Origin of the sequence: Corynebacterium sp. UMB2355A, from assembly GCF_033877495.1 — a bacterium.
Taxonomy (GTDB): Bacteria; Actinomycetota; Actinomycetes; order Mycobacteriales; family Mycobacteriaceae; genus Corynebacterium; species Corynebacterium pseudogenitalium.
This window is the reverse complement of the sequence record NZ_CP138855.1, coordinates 485,934-506,572: the sequence shown is the minus strand read 5'-3', so window position 1 is coordinate 506,572 and position 20,639 is coordinate 485,934. Positions and strand designations below refer to the sequence as shown.

Genomic DNA, 20,639 nt, shown 5'->3' with positions numbered 1-20,639 from the left:
CAGGTCCTCCTTAAAGCTGAACCGGGTATTCCTTGTGCTCGATGCCCGGATCAATGCGATGCTCGACAAAAATGCCGTGCCAGATCATAAACGCAAGCACCGTCCAAAGGCGACGCGAATGATCGGAAACACCGTCACGGTGCTCCTTGAGCATCTCCAGCACCTGGTCCTTGGCGAAGATATGGTCGGTCTGCGAATCACGGATCGTGTCCTGCGCCCAACCAAAGAGCTCATCGCCGGCCAGCCAGTGGCGCATCGGAACAGGGAATCCCAGCTTCTTGCGGTGGAGAACATGCGGCGGAACGATCTGCTCCATCGCCTTACGCAACGCGTACTTGGTGGTGCCGTGCGCGATCTTCTGGTCGTACGGAATCGTCTGTGCGACCTCAAAGACCTCCTTATCCAGGAACGGCACGCGCAACTCCAGCGAGTTCGCCATGTTCATCTTGTCCGCCTTGACCAGATATCGCCGCGCATCCAGGTAAACAGGTCCAAGTTTTGCATCCGGGCAACTGGATCCATCTCTGTCGATGTGGCGTAAATCGGCGCGGTGACCTCGCGGTGGTCCCACTCATGCTTCGCCCAAGGCAGCACACGCTGTAGTTGCTCGAAGTTAAAGGAACGAGCGTTACCGTAGTAACGGTCCTCCATTGGGGTCGTACCGCGTTCGAGTAAGCTTTTGCCCTTCATGCCTTCCGGCAGCACACGGCTTAGCCTGTTCAGTCCCCGTAGAAGAGGCGTCGGCAACTTCTCGAACGGCGCGAGCGACAGCGGTTCCTTATAGATGGTGTACCCGCCAAACAGCTCGTCGGCACCCTCACCCGAGAGCACCACCTTGACGTGCTTGCGGGCCTCCTGTGCGACGAAGAACAGCGGGACAAGCGAAGGGTCCGCGACCGGATCATCGAGGTACCACATGATCTTCGGCACCGCGTCCGCGTACTCTTCAGGCGAGACAATCTTCACGATGTGCTCAACACCAATCGCCTCAGCGGACTCCGCAGCCACGTCTACCTCGGAGTAGCCCTCGCGCTCGAAGCCGGTGGTGAACGTCAGCAAGTTTGGATTGTGCCTCTTCGCCAGGGCCGCAATCGCTGTCGAATCAATGCCGCCCGAGAGGAAAGAACCGACGGTGACGTCCGCTCGCATATGCTTCTCGACGGAGTCTTCGAGCGCCTGAGCGATCCTGTCGTAAAGCTTCTGCTCTTGACCTTGTGGGATTTGCTGGGGCTTGAAGTGTGGTTTGAAGTAGCGCTCCGATGTGACTTCACCGCCAGGCGTCAGTGACACCGTGCAGCCAGACTCCACGCGTCGAATGCTCTCGTGCAACGTTTCTGGTTCGGGAACATACTGCAGGTCAACGTAGTGCTCGATAGCTCGCCGATCTAACTCGAGACCAATCTCCAGCTCTGGAGCCATTTCTAGGATGGACTTCTTCTCGGAGGCGAACACGGTACCGACCGGGGTAGTGGCGTAAAACAAGGGCTTAATGCCGAATTGATCACGTGCCGCGAACATACGCTGTGTCTCGGTATCCCAAATGACAAACGCGAACATGCCACGCAGGTGTTCGACAACCTTCTCTCCCCAGTGGTGGAAGCCAACAACGATTGGCTCACCGTCGCCCGAGGTATTGAAATCGTAGCCTGCCTCCTGCAGTTCCTCGCGAAGCTCGATGTAGTTATAAATCTCGCCGTTGAACGTCAGCGCGTAGCGCTCCGGATTCTCCTTCGGGCCCCAGCGTAGGGGTTGGTGAGAATGCTCGAGATCGATAATGGCAAGGCGGTTGAAACCAAAAACGGCGTGGTCGTCGTTCCAGGTGCCGGCGGCATCAGGGCCACGGTGATACATGCAGGGCAACGCACGTTCCGCGGCTTCCACGAAGCTTGCGGCATTGCTGTTTGTGGTGAGTAGAGCCAACAGGCCACACATAGACTTGAAAACCTCTCCTATATATAAGGTGTACGCAGCCGTGCGGAGTGCTGGGCCACGAAGCATTTCTTCCAATCAACAATAGGGTTTTCTGTAGGAGATGCGCGAACCAACGAAACCAGCGCCAAAATGCGGAAATTCTTCATCCTTTATTCGGTCCCCAAAAGGGGGCCAACTTATGGTTGAGCAATTTGAGTGAAAAATAAAGCTCTTACCAGGACGTTTGTACCGTTTTATGCAAAACCCGTTGAGTGCACGGCTTTTGCATACACGGTAAAAGACGTCAGCTGACTACGAATGCTTACCTCGACTCAAAATCTAAAGAATTCAGAGGCGCTGCGCCTTATCCACTATTCTGACGGAGTAACAATGCTTGGGCGCACCTGTTTGTGCGTCCTGCCGTAAACAGCGAGTGTGGACAGGAAGGCAGACACACGTGGAAAAGGTAAAGGACCGCAACTTCGCGAAGAAAATCGCAGTTGCCGGATCGCTCCTGCTGGGCGGTCTCGCGCTGACGGGCTGTGAGGTTGCACCGCCAGAGGCGCTCTCGAAGGTGCTGGATATGGGTTGGCCAGATCCTGTTACCCCTGAGGGTGAGCAGATGTACAACTTCTGGGTATGGACCTGGGTTGCAGCATGGATTATCGGCATCATCATGTGGGGCTTGTTCCTCACTGCGATCTTCAAGTGGAACGCGAAGAGCCAGGAGAAGCGCGGCAAGTCTGAGTTCCCGAAGCAGCTCCAGTACAACGTGCCGCTGGAACTTGTGCTGACGATCATTCCGATCGTCATTGTTATGGTGCTCTTCTTCTTCACCGTCCAGGCGCAGACGAAGACTACAGCCCTCGGCAAGGACCCGAAGGTGACGGTTGACGTAACCGCATACCAGTGGAACTGGAAGTTTGGCTACGCAAACGTTGACGGCGAGTTCACCTCTAACGGTCAGGCATATGACGGTGTTGACACCGAGCGTCAGGCCAAGGCCGAGGCAACGAAGTACGACGACGAGAATATTAAGAACCCGAACCCGATCCACGGCACTTCTACCGGTGACCTCTCGTACCTCAATTTCAATGAGATTGAGACTCTCGGTACTACCGAAGAGGTTCCGGTGCTCGTCCTGCCAACCGATCGTGCGATTGAGTTCCGCCTCGCGTCCGGTGACGTGAACCACGCATTCTGGGTTCCTGAATTCCTCTTCAAGCGTGATACCTACGCTCACCCAGAGGTGAACCAGCAGCAGCGTGCATTCCAGATTGAGAAGATCGATAAGACTGGCGCATTCGTTGGTCGCTGTGCCGAGATGTGCGGTACTTACCACTCGATGATGAACTTCGAGGTTCGTGCCGTGACCCCAGAAAAGTTTGCTCAGTACATTCAGTTCCGTATTGACAACCCTGAGGCGCCAAACTCCGATGCGCTCGCATCCATCGGCGAAGCGCCGTACGCCACCTCCACACGTCCGTTCGTGTCTGACCGCCACGGCACCCGCGACGGCAACAACACCAACGACCCTAACGCGACGGTATAGAAAGAGAAGGCAGAGAAATGGCAACTGGTTCAAAAGTTTTCTACGCAATCGGTACCTTCCTGGCGCTGATGGCAGTCTTCTACATGATCAGCACAGCGTGGATTGGCGAAGATGCTTACCTCTACGGGCTCGAATGGGTCGGTGGCGTTGGCTTAGTTCTCGCTACTGCGCTCTGCTTCATGCTCGCCGTCTACCTCGACATCACCGAGCGTCGCATGGACGTTGTTCCGGAAGACTGGGAAGAGGCAGAGGTTGAAGATGGCGCAGGCGTGCTCGGCTTCTTCTCGCCAAGCTCCATCTGGCCGTTCGCAATGTCTGGTGCGGTTATGTTCCTCGGACTCGGAATTGCATTCTGGCAGCTGTGGCTCGTCGTGTTTGGCGCAGTATTCCTCGTGTGGACCACTACGCAGCTGAATCTCCAGTACGGTATCCCGCGCGAGAAGCACTAAAGATTCGCTGACCTCCCCGCCTTCGGGAGGTGTCGGCGAAAACTGATCCCCTTCAGCTAAGGCTGAAGGGGATTTTTGCTTGCTATTTTCATCCTTTCGGTTGAACTCATTCGTAACACTTGGGGGTCATACGAAAGTAGGTCTGCAGTCGGAAACGGCAGCGGTGGAATGTGAGTCCCATCACTATTGGGAACTTTTGAAACACCGCAAAGAGTCGATGAAAAAGAATCCTGGATTGCCTAAAAATCAGCCGAAAGTGAGCTGAATGAAGTCGAGAAAGTTGTGACCTGCATTGATGTAGTCGGATGAGTGGCTAGAAAAGTTCCCGGTATCGCAGAAAGTTATTTCCTTCGAGCGCTATTAGGCCAGAAAAGGCAGGTTAGCGCGAAATCTGCCGAAAAGTTTGTGGGTGAAAGGAGATGACTTTGACCCAAAAACAGGGGATAATCACATGCGTGACGACCGCAATTTCTAACCAAGGTATGGCGACACCGCAGAATCGTGTCCCGGCGCTGAACCGACCAAACATGGTCAGCGTTGGCACGATCGCGTTCCTCGCCCAAGAGTTGATGTTCTTTGCCGGTTTGTTCGCGATGTATTTCACCTCGCGTGCAAACGGTATGACCGCAGGCGACTGGGATAACCAGACGGCACACCTGAACGTGATGTTCGGCTTGATCATCACGATCGTGCTTGTGTCTTCTTCCGTGACTTCTCAGTTCGGCGTATTTGCAGCAGAAAGGGGTGACGTTTTTGGGCTCCGCAAATGGTTCACGGTAACTATCGCGCTTGGCGTTGTCTTCCTCGGACTCGTGGCTTTCGAGTGGGGAGAAATGATCATGCACGGCGTGACCATTCAGGCGAGTGTCTTCGGGTCAGTGTTCTTCATCATCACTGGCTTCCACATGGCGCACGTGACCGCCGGCATTATTGCCTTCGTGGTTGTGCTGCTCCGCGTATCTAAGTCGAAGTTCACTCCGGCACAAGCTACTGCAGCAATGGTGACCTCTTACTACTGGCACTTTGTTGACGTAATTTGGGTCGGCGTCTTCATTACTCTGTATATCGTTCAATAGGTATCTGATACGTAGAGTCGCCGTCGAAATGACGGAAGGCCATTTATCTGTATTAGACACTGACGCTCAAAGGGAACAAGATGGAAAAATCACCTAAGAAAAAGCGCAGTCGGCGCAAGGCGCAGCGCACCTTTGCTGGTGCAGCAGCCTTGACGCTCGGCCTCACGGGTGCGGGTTTCCTCGCATCGGCGCTTGCCCCGAACGCGCAGGTCGCTACTGCGCAAAAAGATGACCAGGCAATGATTCAAGAAGGCAAGGACATTTACGACGTCGCTTGCATCACTTGCCATGGCGCAAACCTCCAGGGTGTTGAAGGCCGCGGCCCGTCCCTGATCGGCACCGGCGAAGGTGCTGTGTACTTCCAGGTCAACTCCGGACGTATGCCGATGATGTCGAATGACGCTCAGGCTGAACGCAAGCGTCCTCGTTACACCGAGTCTCAAGCACTGGCACTGGCTGCCTATGTTGCTGCCAACGGTGGGGGACCGGAGCTGGTGTACAACCCAGACGGATCACTCGCGAAAGAAGAGCTTCGCGGTAAGAACTACGATGGCCAGATTCAGGCTGGCGACGTCGCACGTGGCGGCGAGCTCTTCCGCTTGAACTGCGCGTCTTGCCACAACTTCACCGGCCGCGGTGGCGCACTGTCTTCTGGTAAGTACGCGCCGGAGTTGGACCCTGCGAATGAGCAGGAGATCTACCAGGCGATGCTGACCGGCCCGCAGAACATGCCAAAGTTCTCGGACCGCCAGCTCAGTGCCGACGAGAAGCGCGACATCATTGCGTTTATTAAGTCCTCGAAAGAAACCCCAAGCCCTGGCGGTTACGCCCTTGGTGGCCTTGGCCCAGTTTCTGAAGGTATGGCTATGTGGATGATCGGCGTAACGCTCGTTGCTGCCGCAGCTATCTGGATTGGATCGCGCTCATGAGTGAAGTAAACAAGAACTACACATCCCAAGATTTGGACCGCATGAATAATGCGGAGCTCGCTGCTCTGGGCACGGAACTCGACGACGTCACCGTTGCGTACCGCAAGGAGCGGTTCCCAGTTGATGGCGACCCACGCGAGAAGTCTTCCGAGCTCGGAATCAACATTTGGTTGATTATTTCGGTGCTCTGCGGAATCGCGTTCCTCGGTGTCTATCTCTTCTGGCCATGGGAGCCACGCTTCCATGGCGATGAAGGACTCTGGGTTTACACGCTTTACACGCCACTGCTCGGCCTTACCTCTGGTGTCGGTTTTGCCGCCCTGGGTATCGCGATCGTCCAGTACGTGAAGAAGTTCATCCCTGAGGAGATCTCCGTACAGCGTCGTCACGACGGCCGCTCTTCCGAATTGGACCGTCGCACGACGACCGCTCTTCTGAATGATGCCTGGGAGACTTCCACCCTTGGTCGTCGTAAGGCAATGAAGGGTCTGCTTGGCACCGCTGGTGTTCTCGCCGGCCTCATGGTCGTTGCACCCCTCGGTGGCATGATCAAAAACCCGTGGAAGAAGCGCCACGACCTTAACTACTTAGGTGATGGCACGCTTTGGACACACGGGTGGACCATGCAGGAGAAGGGCGTCAAGGTTTACCTCGGTCGCGACACTGGCGCGATCGCCGAGCTGCACGAAGGCGTAGCTGGCTCGCACTACTCCACGGCAGGTGTTTCCCGCCTGGTGCGTATGCGTCCAGAAGACCTCGCTGCTGCTTCCATGGAGACGGTATTCCCGCTCTACCCGGAGGATGTCAACGATGGTGACATTTACGACCCAGAGCGAGACGTATACGAACATCACATGCACTCGCTGCATGGCCCTCGTAATGCAGTTATGCTGATCCGCCTCCGCTCGGAAGACGCACGCCGCGTCGTTGAGCGTGAAGGTCAGGAAGATTTCCACTACGGGGATTACTACGCATACTCCAAGATTTGTACGCACATTGGTTGCCCGACCTCGCTTTACGAAGCGCAGACGAACCGCATCCTTTGTCCGTGCCACCAGTCGCAGTTCGACGCACTGCAGTACGGCAAACCGATCTTCGGACCGGCTGCCCGTGCTCTGCCTCAGCTTCCTGTGACTGTTGACGAAGACGGTTACCTCATCGCCAACGGAAACTTCATCGAGCCCGTCGGCCCGGCATTCTGGGAGCGTAAATCCTAATGAGTACTAAACTTGCACAAGCCGCGGATAACGTTGATTCGCGGTACACGGTAGCCGGTTTCCTCCGGCCACAGTTGAATAAGGTCTTCCCGAGCCACTGGTCTTTCATGCTCGGTGAGATGGCGCTGTACAGCTTCATTATCTTGCTGCTGACAGGTATTTACCTCGCGCTGTTCTTTGACCCTTCCATTACGAAGGTGATCTACGACGGCGGGTACCTACCGCTCAACGGCGTGGAAATGTCACGCGCGTACGCCACGGCTCTGAATATTTCATTCGAGGTCCGCGGTGGCCTGTTCGTTCGTCAGATGCACCACTGGGCTGCGCTGATGTTCATGATGGCGATGTTCGCCCACATGATGCGTATCTTCTTCACCGGTGCGTTCCGCCGCCCACGTGAGGCTAACTGGGTCATCGGCGTTACCCTGATTCTCATCGGCATGGCCGAAGGCTTCATGGGTTACTCCCTGCCAGACGACCTGCTCTCTGGTGTTGGCCTCCGTATTATGTCCGCCATCATTGTTGGTATCCCGATCATCGGCACCTGGATGCACTGGGCAATCTTCGGCGGCGACTTCCCGTCTGACCTGATGCTGGATCGCTTCTACATCCTGCACGTTCTGATCCTTCCGGGCGTGATCCTGGCTCTGATCGCAGCGCACCTGCTGCTCGTCTGGTTCCAGAAGCACACCCAGTTCCCAGGCCCTGGTCGTACGGAGAACAACGTTGTTGGCATCCGCATTATGCCGGTCTTCGCAGTCAAGGCGATCGGTTTCATGATGGTTGTCTTCGGTGCCCTCGCTGCTATGGCTGGTCTGACCACCATCAACGGCATTTGGAACATCGGCCCATACAACCCGTCGCAGGTCTCTGCCGGTTCGCAGCCTGACGTTTACATGCTGTGGACTGACGGCGCAGCTCGTGTCATGCCAGCGTGGGAGCTCTACCTCGGCCCGTACACCATTCCGGGTGCCTTCTGGGTTGCCCTCATGTGTGGCGTGATGGTCGTCCTGCTGATCAGCTACCCGTTCATCGAAGCGAAGGTGACCGGTGACACGGCGCACCACAACCTGCTGCAGCGCCCTCGTGACGTTCCAGTGCGTACCGGCCTCGGTGTGATGGCACTCGTGTTCTTCCTGTTGCTGACCGTTTCCGGTGGCAACGACCACGTTGCTCACTTCTTCCAGATCTCGCTGAATGCGATGACCTGGTTCGGTCGCATCGGTCTCATTGTCTTGCCGCCGTTCGCATACTGGCTGACCTACCGTATTTGTGTTGGTCTGCAGCGTTCCGACCGTGAGGTTCTGGAGCACGGTATCGAAACGGGCATCATCAAGAAGCTGCCTAACGGTGCGTTTGTGGAGATCCACCAGCCGCTTGGCCCAGTCGACGAGCATGGACACCCAGTGCCGCTCGATTACGCTGGTGCTCCGGTTCCGAAGCGCCTCAACCAGCTCGGCTTCGCTGACTCCGAGACCATCGGTAAATTCAAGCCTGCTGAGCTTGGCGTTTCCGAGCGCGTCCGGGCCGCGCAGCGCGAGAACCACCATGAGGAGATCGAGACGTTGCGCAAGCTCGAGGAAACCAAACACCTCGATGACCGCAATGCTTCTGAATAGGCTCTAACACACTAGCGGTCGCTCAAGGCGCCCTGGTTGGTTGTACGAGAGTACAGCTGGCCAGGGCGTTTTTGTATGTCTGGTCAGTTCACTTTTGGAACTCAGCACCTTTATCTCGCCCGTGCTATGACACGAGCCCACTTCTGACTTCGTTCTGTTACGGCACTTGGTATAAATGCGGAGCAATGGCTCACCGCTTCACGTCTGAAGGCGGAGGAATTTGAAGCCATTTCGAAGCGTTATGGAAGCGTTACACAGCGGAAGTGAGTAATGTCACATAAGAGTGATTTAGTGCATTCTTACCAAATTGGCGCTCTGGGCACAGGTGGGGAAGGCTGGTAAAAGTGCAGGTAGGAAGTCGTTTGTTTGGTTTGGTACGTTGTGGCGCTCTGCTTGTAGTTCTCAGGAAAATTCGCGCGGAATGAGGGAAGGGAAAAATAACGGAACGATAACGGCCGTGTCGTTGGACAAAGATGTTTCCGTTTCGTAACCTAATCGAGACATTGCAGCAACAGCCGTTGAAAGCAAACAGTAAGTACATATAGCGCCTAATTCCCTGAGCCTTAGTGGCTTCGGGAAGCCGGGGACCCAAGCAGGATTTTCCCTCTGGGGTGAATGCGAACGAGAGCGGAGTTTTCCGTGGAAGTCGTAAGGCTGGTTCTCTAGCCCAACCCGTCAGCTAACTCGGTCGGCAAAAGAGAAGATATGGAGTTTTACAATTATGGCTAAGCACCGTCGTCAGGCACACAGCACTGCACGTAACGTCGCGGTAGTGACCGCAGCAGCTGCAGGTGCCTCGCTGCTCTCGCCAATCTCTGCAGAGGCGGCTGAGGTTCGCGTCCCGAACTCGCCGGTAGCTGTTCAGGTTCCAGGTATTGAGAACGTGCCGGGCATCGCTGCGATTCCTGGCATCGAGGCTTGGATCCCATCCCTGGCAGGTCAGAAGTCCAATGCTGATGTCCCTACGGCAATTGCACAGGTTCGTGCGGTTCCTGGCGTTAACAACGTACCTTCGTTTGGTGCATGGCTGGCAAACGTCGAGGCTCAGTTCAAGGCGCCAGTCGCGAAGGCATACTCCGCAAACGTTGCTGCGCCGGCAGTTGCTCCAGCGCCGCAGGTCTCCGCAGGTCAGCGCCTGGTCGATATTGCACGTACAAAGATTGGTGCTGCATACGTATACGGCGCTGCAGGCCCGAACGTGTTCGACTGCTCCGGTTTCACCTCCTGGGTATATGCGCAGGCTGGTAAGTCCATCCCTCGTACCTCGCAGGCGCAGGCGGCTGCGGGTACTCCGGTTCCGCTTGATCAGCTTCAGCCTGGTGACATCGTGGCTTACTACGGTGGCGCTTCCCACGTTGGTATCTACACCGGCAACGGCACTATCATTGATGCACTGAACACCAACGCTCCGGTCGCTGAGCGTCCGCTGCACATGATGCCAGTGCACTCCGCTGTGCGCTTCTAAGCACGGTATTTATCGGCCGATCCAAACGATTGTGGTGGGGGTCGGCAGAAGAATTACAGGATTGTAACTTTAAGCCCCTCTCGCTATATTGGTGATAGTTTTTCTTGCCAGCGAAGGGGCTTTAAGTGGCTAAACACTCTTTACATGCGCGTCATGTTGCAAATGGGCGTTCCTGGGGGAAGCGCGTGGCGCTGGGTGCATCGCTCTCTGTCGTTGTGGGCAGTAGCGTTGCTGCTCCGTCCGCAGTAGCGGATGATGTCGAGGAACTGATTCATCAGGTTGATGAGCTTTCGCATGAGGTCACCGCAAAGGTAGAAGAGCTCAAGGGCGTTGAGGATGATATTGCCGCGAAGTCGGAGGAACTTGAGCGCCTGCAGTCTGAGGCGGCGGATGCACGTACCCAAGTCCAAGCTGCGAAAATCGCTCGTGATGATCTCCAAAGGGAAGTAGACCGCCTCGCTGCGTCCCGGTACCGCAACGTCCAGGCCGATGTGATCCTTACAACGCTGGACTCTGGTAGTCCCCAGACTGCTATTGACCGTGCTGCGTACCTGGATTCGCTGTCCCGCAAGCAGCAAAGTGTGCTCCGCGAGTACGAAGGCGCTGCCCAGGACGCGGCAACGAAGGCGAATGCTGCAAACGTAGCCCTTGCGGAAGCGCAGTATCTCCGCAATGACCTTGATTCAAAGCGTTCGAAGCTCGAGCGTGAGCGCGAGGCGCTGCAGGGACAGATTGAGGAGATTGAGGCGCGCGTCGATAATTTGTCGCCGGAGGCGCGTTCGTTGTGGGAGGGACGTCTGCACCCCGTTGATGCTGGCTCGTTGCCTCCGGTGGGGGATGGGGTTGTCGGTGCCGCGCTCGCGCAGGTTGGCAAGCCTTATGGCTGGGGCGCGACGGGGCCGTCGGCGTTCGACTGCTCTGGGCTCATGGTGTGGGCTTACGGGCAGAACGGTAAGGCGATCCCGCGTACCTCGCAGGCTCAGCTTGCTGGTGGCATGCCGGTGAGCATGGGGGACCTGCAGCCAGGTGACATTGTCGGTTATTACCCGGGAGTGACGCACGTTGGCATGTATATCGGCGACGGCATGGTTGTGCATGCCTCTGACTACGGTATTCCGGTTCAGGTTGTCCCGTTGAATTCGATGCCGGTCCAGGGCGCTGTCCGTTATTAGGCACCATGACTGTTTTATTGGTGACGAATGATTTCCCACCGACTGTCGGTGGGATTCAGTCGTACTTGCGGGACTATGTGCAGGAAGTCGTTCACCGTCGGGGGGCGCAGAGCATCATTGTGTTTGCCTCGATGCAGGATAAGGCGGCTGCTCTCGCATGGGATGCGGAACAGCCGTACACGATTATTCGCTGGCCCTTTCCAGTAATGTTGCCTACTCCTGCTGTCCGGAGGATGATGCAGCGAATTATCAGGGAACAGCACGTCGATACGGTGTGGTTTGGTGCTGCAGCTCCTCTTGGAGCGATGGGGGGTGCTGCGAAGCGTGCGGGTGCTTCGCGGGTTGTGGCGACGACGCATGGCCATGAGGTCGGGTGGTCAATGTTTCGCGTTGGTCGTCGACTGCTGCGAACGATTGGCGGTAGTGCCGATGTAATCACGTACATTTCGGAGTACACACTGGGGCGATTCAAGGAAGCATTTGGTCCGAATCCTCAGTTCGTTGCGCTTCCCTCAGGCGTATCGACGTCCCGCTACGCGCCCGCAACGCAGCAGGAGAAGTTGGAGACCAGAGCTTCGTTCCGAATCGGCGCGGAGTCTCCGCTGATTGTGTGTGCGTCGCGTCTGGTGAAACGCAAAGGGCAAGACCGGTTGATCCGCGTCCTGCCTAGGGTGCGCGAGCAGGTGCCGGGTGCACAATTGGTGATTGTTGGGGAGGGGCCGTATGCCCGTCGGCTTCACGCGATGGCGGAGGGCGTCGACGGTGTCAGGTTCACCGGGCGGGTCAGCGACGATGACCTGTGTCGAATCGTTGCGGCTGCAGACGTGTTCGCGATGCCGGTTCGTACCCGCGGCGGAGGCCTCGACGTTGAGGGTCTCGGGATTGTGTTTCTCGAGGCCCAGGCGTGTGAGGTGCCGGTGGTCGCTGGTGATTCGGGCGGTGCGCCGGAAACGGTGACGGACCACAGCGGAGTGGTCGTCGATAAGAATGATGATGCACTTGTCGCGGCGTTGGTGCGTCTGCTGCGTGATCCCCTGCTGCGGGAATCGATGGCGGAGGCGGGTCGACGCCATGTGCAGCGGGAGTTTTCGTGGCAGGTGTTGGGGGAGCGGTGTGAGAAATTATTATTTTCTCAGGCTCTCGGCGACTAGCATGGTCATGTATGTCTACTGAATCCAAGCTGACTGTCGGTTTTGATATTGGCGGGACGAATACTCGCGCAGCAGTGGTTGATGACTCTGGGCGCATCGTTGCATCGATATCTACTGGTACTCCGCAGACTGGTGATGAGCTTATCGACGTCATCGTCGATATGGTGCGGCAGCTGCAGCGGGAGTACGTGGTTGATGCTGTCGGCTTGGCTATCGCCGGTTTTCTTGACCCGGACTGCGAGATCGTGCGGTTCGCCCCGCATTTGCCGTGGCGCAACGACCAGCCGGTTCGGGCGCAGCTTGAGGAGGCTCTGGGGCTACCAGTCCGCCTTGAGCACGACGCGAACGCGGCAGCCTGGGGTGAATACCGATTTGGCGCAGCAAAGGATGCGGATATCTGGGTGTTCTTTGCCGTCGGTACCGGTATCGGCGCAACGCTGATGATTGATGGCAAGATTTACCGCGGATCGTTCGGCACTGCCCCCGAGTTCGGGCACTTGACTGTTGTGCCAGATGGGCGCGTGTGTTCCTGCGGTAAGCAGGGCTGCTTGGAGCGGTACGCCTCGGGCACGTCGTTGGTGGACTGTGCTTTGGAGGTCGCAGCGCACGGCGGTTTTAAGAAGTGCGGTTTGTACCGGAAAGTCGTCGATAAGCGGGCGACGGGCCATGACGTGATGGAGGCTGCACGCGAGGGCGATGAGCTTGGCGTGAAGGCGCTTGCGAGTTTTGCGGAGTGGCTGGGCCGTGGTTTGTCGATAGTGGCTGACGTTATGGATCCGGGCCTGGTGGTTCTTGGCGGTGGCGTGAGCGCCGACGCAGACCTCTTTATGGAAGATGCCAAGGATTCGTTGCGTCGTAACATGGTTGGCTCCGGGTACCGCCCTGTTCCGGAGATTCTATGCGCAGAGCTGGGCCCGCAGGCAGGTATGATCGGTGTCGCAGACTTGGCTCGTGAGGATCTAGCAGGGAGACACCGTGCATAACAAGTGGTATTCGGCGTTTAAAGCGTTGCTAGGTCCAGCGCTGCTCGTGTGGAACCGTCCCACGATTGAAGGCGCGGAGCATGTGCCGGACGAAGGCGGCGTCATTCTTGTCTCGAACCACCAAGCGGTGATGGATTCGTTCTATCTGCCGCTGATGCTGCGTCGGCAAATCACGTTTCCGGCGAAGAGCGAGTACTTTACGCAACCTGGCTTGAGGGGCAGGTTCAAGCGGTTTTTCTTTACCGCTGTTGGTCAGATCCCTGTGCATCGCGGTGATTCGAATGCGGGCGCGAACCTGCAGCAGGCTGCGCGCGAGGTGATTGTTGATCGCAACGACGTGTTCGGTATCTACCCGGAAGGCACGCGTTCACCGGATGGTCGCATCTACAAGGGGCGCACCGGTATGGCTCGTGTCGCGATGGACACGGGAGCGCCGGTGATCTTGGTGGCCATGATTGGCACCCGCGAGGCGAACCCGATCGGGTCGGTACTTCCGCGCCCGGCGAAGGTCCGCATCAAGCTCAGCGAACCTATTGACCCGCACGCTTGGGCGACGGAGCACGGATTTGATCCGCACTCGCGGGAGGTGATGCGTCCGTTTACGGACTTCGTGATGCATAAGATGTCTGCGTTGTCCGGGTACCCGTACGTGGATGTGTATGCTTCGGACGTCAAAAAGCATCTGGAAGAGACGGGGCGCTACCCTGAGGGCGCCGAGCCCGAAGAGGATTAAGTAAGGACGTTTGATGGACCGGGACCTCGTTACTCGTATTGTGCTCGTGTGCTGCGCGGTGGGAGCGTATCTCGTCACGAGTGATCTTGAGATAGCCAGGAATGTGATTTCGCCGCTACTCGTACTGTTCGTTGCAGCGGTGATGTTTTGGCCACGCAAACCTGAGGGCCCGGAGGGTGAGGCGAACTAGTGCGTTACTTTTACGACACAGAGTTCATCGAAGACGGCTCGACCATTGAGCTAGTCTCCATCGGCATCGTCGCGGAGGACGGCCGTGAATACTACGCGGTGTCCAATGAGTTTGACGCCGCGCGTGCGAACCAGTGGGTGCGCGACAATGTCTTGGATAAACTGCCCGGTGCTGGTCACCCCGCATGGAAGTCGCGGGAGCAGATCCGCAGTGAGGTCTACGAGTTCTTGACGACGCCCCGCTCCGCCCCGGAGCTTTGGGCATGGGTGGGGGCGTACGATCACGTTGTGCTGGCGCAGCTGTGGGGTGACATGACCGGGTTGCCGAAGAACCTTCCGCGCTTTACTCGAGAGCTGAAGCAGTACTGGGAAATGGCGGGGCGGCCGAGGCTGCCACAGGTGCCGCGCGGGAACCACGATGCATTGGTAGATGCGCGCCATAACTTGAAGAAGTACCGCGTATGCGCGGAGTATTTGCCGCTTGACCGGCTTGGCCGCGCGTCTAGATCGTGAGACGCGCGTTTCACACTTTGAGTCTGTGCAGGTATTCGCGCCGCAAAGTTGTGGTATTCGTCGCAGCTTCGTGCTAAACATTAAGTGTGAGTTGGACAGTAGATATCCCCAAAGAAGTTCTCCCCGATTTGCCACCGCTCCCGGGAGACCTCAATGCACAGTTCCAGGACGCGTTGTCGCGTGACGCGAAGCAGCAGCCGAGCTGGGACCGTCATGAGGCTGAGTATGTGCGGAAGATTCTCGAATCTGTACCGCCGGTAGTTCTTGCCCCAGAGGTTGAAGAACTCAAGCAGAAAATGGCGAAGGTCGCTAACAGTGAAGCGTTTTTGCTTCAGGGTGGTGACTGCGCGGAGACATTTGAGTCCAACACAGAGCCTCATATCCGCGCGAACGTGCGTACACTCCTGCAGATGGCGGCAGTGTTGACGTACGGCGCGTCGATGCCCGTAGTGAAGCTCGGGCGTATCGCCGGACAGTACGCAAAGCCACGTTCATCCGATCTCGACGGCAACGGCTTGCCGAATTACCGCGGTGACATCGTCAATGGCGTCGAACCGACTCCGGAGGCGCGTCGCCATGATCCCGCTCGCATGGTCCGCGCGTACGCAAATGCGTCTGCGGCTATGAACCTGGTTCGTGCACTTACTGCGTCCGGTACCGCGGACCTGCACAACATCAACACTTGGAACCGCGAGTTTGTGACCAACTCTCCGGCGGGTGCACGCTACGAGGCGCTCGGCCGTGAGATTTCGCGCTCGCTTGCGTTCATGGATGCTTGTGGCGTGAGCGACGAACACCTCCGGACCTCGGAGATTTACGCCTCCCACGAAGCTCTGCTTGTGGACTACGAGCGCGCAATGCTGCGCCTCGCCGAAGACGATCAGGGGGAGACGCGGCTGTATGACCTGTCCGCGCATCAGCTGTGGATCGGCGAGCGCACCCGCGATCTCGATGACTTCCATGTGAACTTCGCCGCGATGATCGATAACCCGATCGGCATCAAGTTGGGGCCGACGACCACTCCGGAAGAAGCCGTGGCGTACGCGGATAAGCTCGACCCGAATTTCGAGCCTGGCCGTTTGACGATGGTGATCCGGATGGGGCACGACAAGATTCGCGAAGTGTTGCCAGGCATCGTCAACGCCGTCGAGGCATCTCGCCATAAGGTGATTTGGCAAAGCGACCCGATGCACGGCAACACGTTTACGGCGTCAAATGGTTACAAGACCAGGCACTTTGACAAGATTCTGGATGAGGTCCAGGGCTTCTTCGAGGTGCACCGTCAGTTGGGCACGCACCCGGGTGGCATCCACATTGAGCTGACCGGCGAGGCGGTCACCGAGTGCCTCGGCGGTGCGCAGGACATCACTGACGTTGACCTGCCAGGCCGCTACGAATCTGCCTGCGACCCGCGCTTGAACACTGAGCAGGCACTCGAGTTGGCCTTCCTCGTAGCGGAGATGTTGCGCTACTAAGATTGCGCGCGGCGGTGGCGCCTTAGGGCATCGGTAGGAGGATCTGCGGAATCTCGCCGTACATGCCGGACCCGAGCCACCAGCCGCCCACCGCAACCAAGCCTGTGCAGATTGCGCTGAACACTAGGAAAACTGCCAGGCCGATTCCCGAGCGGTTGCTCACCGGCTTGCGAGGTCGCGCCGGGGAAAGCGGGGCTTGCGGTGGAGCCGGGGCTGGTACCTGTGGTGGTGGCGGTGCAGGCGCCGGGGGCTGGACTGTCGGCGCATCCACACGTGTTCTCGGGGAATCATCTGTTGAATTCGGCCGGAGGCGAAACTGCGTGGGGTGAGCTGCGGCACGATTCGCTGCGGAATGCCTTGGTACGGGTACCGCGTAGGGTGGTAGCTCAAGCGCGTCCGCTACGTCGTTGAGCGCAGCGAGGAACTCCGATGCGTCATGGAAGCGGTCGTGGGGGTCGGTCGCGGTGGCGGTGGCCACGAGTTCGTCGAAAAGCTTTGGTACGCCTCCGATCCGAGAGCTGGGCGCGGGCACCACATCATGTAGCCGTGCGAAGGCGTGCGCGATGGGGGTATCGCCGTTGAAGGGCTGCTGGCCGGTGAGTAGCTCAAAGAGCACGATGCCTGCGGAATAGACGTCGGAGGCCTGCGTGATCGGTGAACCGTCCACTTGCTCGGGGGAGAGGTAGGCGACCGTACCTACGATCTGGTCGGTGGAATGCGTGATGTCTGAGACCGCACGCACAAGGCCGAAGTCCGCAAGCTTGACACTGTGATCGCTGTTAATCAGGATATTGTCCGGTTTGATATCGCGGTGCACCATTCCTTTTTGGTGCGCGACCGCGAGGCCAGTGAGCACAGCCCGCATTACCTCGGCGGCGGCGTGCGGCGGCATGGGACCGCGCTCGGCGAGCAGCTCACGCAGTGTTCCACCGGTGATGAGCTCCATGATTAAAAATACTTGGTTCGTGGGTTCGCCTTGGGCAGCGAAGTCGTACACGTTGACCAGGTTGGGGTGGGAAAGCTGGGCCATCGCCCGAGCTTCTCGACGAAACCTCTCACGAAACACGCTGTCATGCACATAGGACTCGTGCATCACCTTGGCGGCAACTTCACGGCCTAAACGCGTATCGACGCAGCGGTACACCGTCGCCATGCCACCGCGTGCGATGGGGCGATCGATGATGTACCGGTTGTCCAGCGTGTCTCCTACTGCGAGCTGTGCCATGCACTCCAGTATGGCCCAAACGTGCTCTCGACGCGTAAACTGTCGGTCGTGAGTGCTCAACAGACTATTGATTCTTTGCTCGAACACGATGAACTGCTGACCTTCCCCGAAGTTGCGGAAACACTCGGCGTTCCAGTCACAAAAATCCACGACTATGTTCACGCCGACAAGCTCCTCGTTTACCGCAAGGACGGCGTGAATTACATTCCTGCGCTCCTGCTGGCGGACGGCGAAATGTCAAAGTTCATCAGCGGTGCAATCACCGTGCTTGCGGACGGCGGCTTTTCCCCCGAAGAGTCGCTCCAGTACCTATTCACCCCCGATGAATCACTGAGCGGCCGTCCAATCGACGCGCTGCACGGCCATGGTGCCCGCGAAGTTATTCGCCGAGCACAGGCGATGGCGTTTTAGCCTGCTTGAACGGCCACACCGCAAGCACTGCTGCAAAGGCCACGAACGGTGCCGCGACGAGGAACCAGGCATCGTAAAAGCGGTGGTTACCGCCGCCTGTAAACGCCAGCACGATGATCACGCTCGCACCCACGGCGACCTGTTGCACCCACCGCGGTGCCCGGAAAGTTCCCACGAGTGCCAAAATCGACGCGTAGTACCAGGGGAGCGTGACCGCATTCGTGATGAACGCGGCGACGTACGCGGCGGTCGTGCCCTGGACAGCGCGCACGTCGTTCGCTGCACCCGGTTTCGGGCGGAACCACCACCACACAACGGCTAACGCCACCAACATCAGGATGGAAGCGGCCGTGCGCACGACAACGAGCAGGCTGTTGTAGTAGAAGTGGTCGTCGAAAAGTTGGAACCCGGGAGTGAGTATCTCGGTGACCAGCGTGGGCCCTGCCAACGGGTTGATCACCTTCGAGTTGCCGGAGATCTCAGCCAGCCAGCCCCACGACGCTCCAGACGCCGCGGTGACAACATAAAGCACCCCGCCTGTCAGCGCGATAGACCAAGCCGTGGCAAGGATGAACACGCCGCACTTCTTAAGCACAGATGCTGATGCACCCGCGAAATGGGCAACCATCAGCCACACGATGAAAGGCATCGCCACGGCAGCCGTGGCCTTGAGCGAGACCGCAACAGCCACCACAGCGATGGCGCCACTAAAAGTGGCGAAGGTTGCTGGGCGGCGTAGTGCCCACACGATGCCGACGCTGACGAGCCCCACCATCACGGCCTCGTTGTGCATGCCGCCAACCATATGCAGCAGCATCAAGGGGTTCGTCGCGCCAATCCAGAGCGCAAATGCACTGTCGCCGCCGAGCTGCTGCGCAATTTTCGGGACCGTGATGATAATCAGCGCGAAACCCGCCAGCGCTAGGAGCCGATATGCAACGATGCCGGCGCCTACACTATCGCCAGTTACCAGTGTGATCAGCTTGCCTAACCCCAGGTGCAGCGGACCGTACGGGGTGGTGGTGTTGCGCCAGTCGTGCGAGACTTCCCACAGCAGCGGGCCGGGGTTGACGGCCGCACCTTCTGAGTATGGGTCGAAGCCGTCGCGAAGCATGGCGCCTTGCATCAGATAGGAGTACACGTCGCGCGAGAGCATCGGTGCGCTCAGCGCGAGTGGTGCGGTCCACAGCCAGGTGGTGCGCCGTACCGTATCGAAGGTGGGACGCGTACGCCACAGCCACAGCCAGGCAAGCAACAACAAAACGATGCCGACGCTCATCGTGATGTCCATGAGCGCACGCCCGTGCCCGTACGTCAAATTGTCGACGCCCAACATACGCATCACGCCGCCACGGTTGCGGGTGGCGCCGGCCCCAAAGGAGCCAAGGGCCACCAAGATACTTGCCAGCAGCCCTAGTCGTGTCGGCGAAAGAGACTTCATTGCTACATACGCCTAGCCGTGGCTTTGATAGCTAAGTCACGCATGAACTGCGCAACTGCATCATCAATCCCTGCGTCCGAAAGGTGCTGCAGGCCTGATTCAGTGAGGCGACCGATGCGCGCCTCTACTGCCTCGACGGCGCCACTTTCTTGAATAAGCCCTGCGAGTTCGGAAAGCTCCTCTGGCGATGATGCGACACCAATCCCGTCGCGAAGGCGTCGTGCTGCGGCAGGATCGGACGCATCCAAGTTTGCCAGCGCAGTGGCGAACAAGACGGTGCGCTTGCCCTCACGGATATCGTCGCCAGCCGGCTTGCCGGTCACCTCAGGTTCACCGAAGACCCCAAGGATGTCATCGCGGAGCTGGTACGCAATGCCAATATCACGTCCGTAACCACGGAACGCGGCGATCGTTGCATCCGGCGCGCCGGCAATCGCGGCGCCAAGGTGGAGCGGCCGTTCAATCGTGTACGCAGCGGTCTTGTACCGATTCACCTTGTCTGCGAGCTCAACAGATTCGCTGCCCTTAGCCTCTAACATGATGTCCAGCAGCTGGCCGCCGATCACCTCAGTGCGCATCCCCACCCACGGCTTCGCCGCGCGGTCGAGGGCATCATTCGTGAGCCCCGAGTATCGCCACATGTCTTCTGCCCACACCAGCGCAAGATCGCCAATCAAAATGGCCGAGTGCTCGCCGAACGACGCGGCGTCACCACGGTAGCCTTCGTTGCGGTGCGTAGCCTCAACCGCGCGGTGCACTGTTGGGTTGCCGCGCCGGGTGTCGGAGGCGTCGATAATGTCGTCGTGGATGAGCGCACATGCCTGAATGAACTCGAGCGAGCTCACTGCGCGCAGCACTGCGTCGGGGTTCTCCTGGCTGTGGTCGAGCCCTCCTGCGCCGATGAAGCCAGCCCAGCCGTAGAGTGGCCGTATCCGCTTGCCTCCACCGAGGACAAACTTGCGCAGGTAAGACACTGCGTCCTCCACCGGGGCACCAATTTCCGCGACTACCGATTCCTGGCCGTCGAAGAACACGCGAAGCTGCTCCTCAACAAGTGCGGGGATGGCCTCGAGCGTTGGCCCTTGTGAGGATACTTCAGACACGTTGTGCTCCATTCCAGAATCTGTC

The 20,639-nt window shown here is 58.2% G+C and carries 17 protein-coding genes, 2 pseudogenes and 1 riboswitch; of the genes and pseudogenes, 15 read left to right on the top strand and 4 right to left on the bottom strand.

Going from position 1 to position 20,639, the window contains the following annotated elements; translation table 11 throughout:
- Positions 1–10 precede the first annotated feature (10 nt).
- Positions 11–1,932, bottom strand: a pseudogene (asnB, locus tag R0V12_RS02455) (asparagine synthase (glutamine-hydrolyzing)).
- 436 nt (positions 1,933–2,368) lie between these two features.
- Between asnB and ctaC the strand changes: the two are divergent.
- The 14 genes from ctaC to R0V12_RS02385 all read left to right on the top strand — a co-directional run bounded on the left by ctaC (position 2,369) and on the right by R0V12_RS02385 (position 16,434).
- Complete coding sequence (ctaC, locus tag R0V12_RS02450; RefSeq protein ID WP_070362189.1) at positions 2,369–3,463, top strand: aa3-type cytochrome oxidase subunit II; 1,095 nt, start codon at positions 2,369–2,371, stop codon at positions 3,461–3,463.
- Between the two features lie 17 nt (positions 3,464–3,480).
- Positions 3,481–3,912, top strand: a complete 432-nt coding sequence (ctaF, locus tag R0V12_RS02445; RefSeq protein ID WP_070362190.1) for an aa3-type cytochrome oxidase subunit IV — start codon at positions 3,481–3,483, stop codon at positions 3,910–3,912.
- A gap of 455 nt (positions 3,913–4,367) precedes the next feature.
- Positions 4,368–4,988 carry an aa3-type cytochrome oxidase subunit III gene (gene ctaE, locus R0V12_RS02440; protein ID WP_176754846.1) on the top strand — a complete coding sequence of 207 codons (621 nt, stop codon included), beginning with the start codon at positions 4,368–4,370 and terminating at the stop codon, positions 4,986–4,988.
- An 80-nt stretch (positions 4,989–5,068) separates the two neighbouring features.
- Positions 5,069–5,917: a cytochrome bc1 complex diheme cytochrome c subunit gene (gene qcrC, locus R0V12_RS02435; protein ID WP_070362191.1), complete on the top strand. Its 849-nt coding sequence runs from the start codon at positions 5,069–5,071 to the stop codon at positions 5,915–5,917.
- Positions 5,914–7,134, top strand: coding sequence for a cytochrome bc1 complex Rieske iron-sulfur subunit (gene qcrA, locus R0V12_RS02430; protein ID WP_070362192.1), 1,221 nt, complete (start codon positions 5,914–5,916; stop codon positions 7,132–7,134). The genes qcrC and qcrA overlap by 4 nt, the downstream gene beginning before the upstream one ends.
- Positions 7,134–8,753: a cytochrome bc1 complex cytochrome b subunit gene (qcrB, locus tag R0V12_RS02425; protein ID WP_320072747.1), complete on the top strand. Its 1,620-nt coding sequence runs from the start codon at positions 7,134–7,136 to the stop codon at positions 8,751–8,753. The genes qcrA and qcrB overlap by 1 nt, the downstream gene beginning before the upstream one ends.
- A gap of 535 nt (positions 8,754–9,288) precedes the next feature.
- Positions 9,289–9,462, top strand: a riboswitch (cyclic di-AMP (ydaO/yuaA leader).
- A 12-nt stretch (positions 9,463–9,474) separates the two neighbouring features.
- A complete protein-coding gene (locus R0V12_RS02420; RefSeq protein WP_070362194.1) occupies positions 9,475–10,218 on the top strand; it encodes a C40 family peptidase in 744 nt (247 codons plus the stop codon).
- 125 nt (positions 10,219–10,343) lie between these two features.
- Complete coding sequence (locus tag R0V12_RS02415; RefSeq protein ID WP_083290912.1) at positions 10,344–11,390, top strand: C40 family peptidase; 1,047 nt, start codon at positions 10,344–10,346, stop codon at positions 11,388–11,390.
- Between the two features lie 5 nt (positions 11,391–11,395).
- On the top strand, positions 11,396–12,541 hold the full coding sequence (locus R0V12_RS02410; RefSeq protein WP_320072746.1) for a glycosyltransferase family 4 protein: 1,146 nt from the start codon (positions 11,396–11,398) through the stop codon (positions 12,539–12,541).
- 11 nt (positions 12,542–12,552) lie between these two features.
- On the top strand, positions 12,553–13,524 hold the full coding sequence (locus tag R0V12_RS02405) for an ROK family protein (protein ID WP_070362197.1): 972 nt from the start codon (positions 12,553–12,555) through the stop codon (positions 13,522–13,524).
- Complete coding sequence (locus R0V12_RS02400) at positions 13,517–14,257, top strand: lysophospholipid acyltransferase family protein (protein ID WP_070362198.1); 741 nt, start codon at positions 13,517–13,519, stop codon at positions 14,255–14,257. The genes R0V12_RS02405 and R0V12_RS02400 overlap by 8 nt, the downstream gene beginning before the upstream one ends.
- A 13-nt stretch (positions 14,258–14,270) precedes the next feature.
- Entirely contained in the window at positions 14,271–14,447 is a 177-nt protein-coding gene (locus tag R0V12_RS02395; protein WP_168156176.1) for a hypothetical protein, read from the top strand.
- Positions 14,447–14,959: a polyadenylate-specific 3'-exoribonuclease AS gene (locus tag R0V12_RS02390; RefSeq protein WP_070478769.1), complete on the top strand. Its 513-nt coding sequence runs from the start codon at positions 14,447–14,449 to the stop codon at positions 14,957–14,959. The genes R0V12_RS02395 and R0V12_RS02390 overlap by 1 nt, the downstream gene beginning before the upstream one ends.
- Positions 14,960–15,045: 86 nt before the next feature.
- Positions 15,046–16,434, top strand: coding sequence for a class II 3-deoxy-7-phosphoheptulonate synthase (locus tag R0V12_RS02385; RefSeq protein WP_070478771.1), 1,389 nt, complete (start codon positions 15,046–15,048; stop codon positions 16,432–16,434).
- A 37-nt stretch (positions 16,435–16,471) separates the two neighbouring features.
- Here the strand turns inward: R0V12_RS02385 and R0V12_RS02380 are convergent.
- A pseudogene (locus tag R0V12_RS02380) lies at positions 16,472–17,659 on the bottom strand (protein kinase domain-containing protein); the annotation flags it as partial.
- A gap of 48 nt (positions 17,660–17,707) precedes the next feature.
- Between R0V12_RS02380 and R0V12_RS02375 the strand changes: the two are divergent.
- Entirely contained in the window at positions 17,708–18,070 is a 363-nt protein-coding gene (locus tag R0V12_RS02375; protein WP_240492798.1) for an Rv2175c family DNA-binding protein, read from the top strand.
- On the opposite strand, the gene R0V12_RS02370 is transcribed toward R0V12_RS02375, so the two are convergent.
- Together R0V12_RS02370 and R0V12_RS02365 are read right to left on the bottom strand one after the other, a co-directional pair.
- Entirely contained in the window at positions 18,039–19,511 is a 1,473-nt protein-coding gene (locus R0V12_RS02370) for an alpha-(1->6)-mannopyranosyltransferase A (protein ID WP_070478774.1), read from the bottom strand. The two genes, R0V12_RS02375 and R0V12_RS02370, sit on opposite strands and share 32 nt — an antisense overlap.
- 2 nt (positions 19,512–19,513) lie before the next feature.
- A complete protein-coding gene (locus R0V12_RS02365) occupies positions 19,514–20,626 on the bottom strand; it encodes a polyprenyl synthetase family protein (protein WP_413774868.1) in 1,113 nt (370 codons plus the stop codon).
- Between the last annotated feature and the right edge of the window lie 13 nt (positions 20,627–20,639).

Excerpts from the sequence above, each read along its gene's own strand:
- ctaF (WP_070362190.1), top strand. The coding sequence starts at position 3,481 with ATGGCAACTGGTTCAAAAGTTTTCTACGCAATCGGTACCTTCCTGGCG.
- qcrC (WP_070362191.1), top strand. The coding sequence starts at position 5,069 with ATGGAAAAATCACCTAAGAAAAAGCGCAGTCGGCGCAAGGCGCAGCGC.
- qcrA (WP_070362192.1), top strand. The coding sequence starts at position 5,914 with ATGAGTGAAGTAAACAAGAACTACACATCCCAAGATTTGGACCGCATG.
- qcrB (WP_320072747.1), top strand. The coding sequence starts at position 7,134 with ATGAGTACTAAACTTGCACAAGCCGCGGATAACGTTGATTCGCGGTAC.
- R0V12_RS02420 (WP_070362194.1), top strand. The coding sequence starts at position 9,475 with ATGGCTAAGCACCGTCGTCAGGCACACAGCACTGCACGTAACGTCGCG.
- R0V12_RS02410 (WP_320072746.1), top strand. The coding sequence starts at position 11,396 with ATGACTGTTTTATTGGTGACGAATGATTTCCCACCGACTGTCGGTGGG.
- R0V12_RS02405 (WP_070362197.1), top strand. The coding sequence starts at position 12,553 with ATGTCTACTGAATCCAAGCTGACTGTCGGTTTTGATATTGGCGGGACG.
- R0V12_RS02395 (WP_168156176.1), top strand. The coding sequence starts at position 14,271 with ATGGACCGGGACCTCGTTACTCGTATTGTGCTCGTGTGCTGCGCGGTG.
- R0V12_RS02370 (WP_070478774.1), bottom strand. The coding sequence starts at position 19,511 with ATGAAGTCTCTTTCGCCGACACGACTAGGGCTGCTGGCAAGTATCTTG.
- R0V12_RS02365 (WP_413774868.1), bottom strand. The coding sequence starts at position 20,626 with ATGGAGCACAACGTGTCTGAAGTATCCTCACAAGGGCCAACGCTCGAG.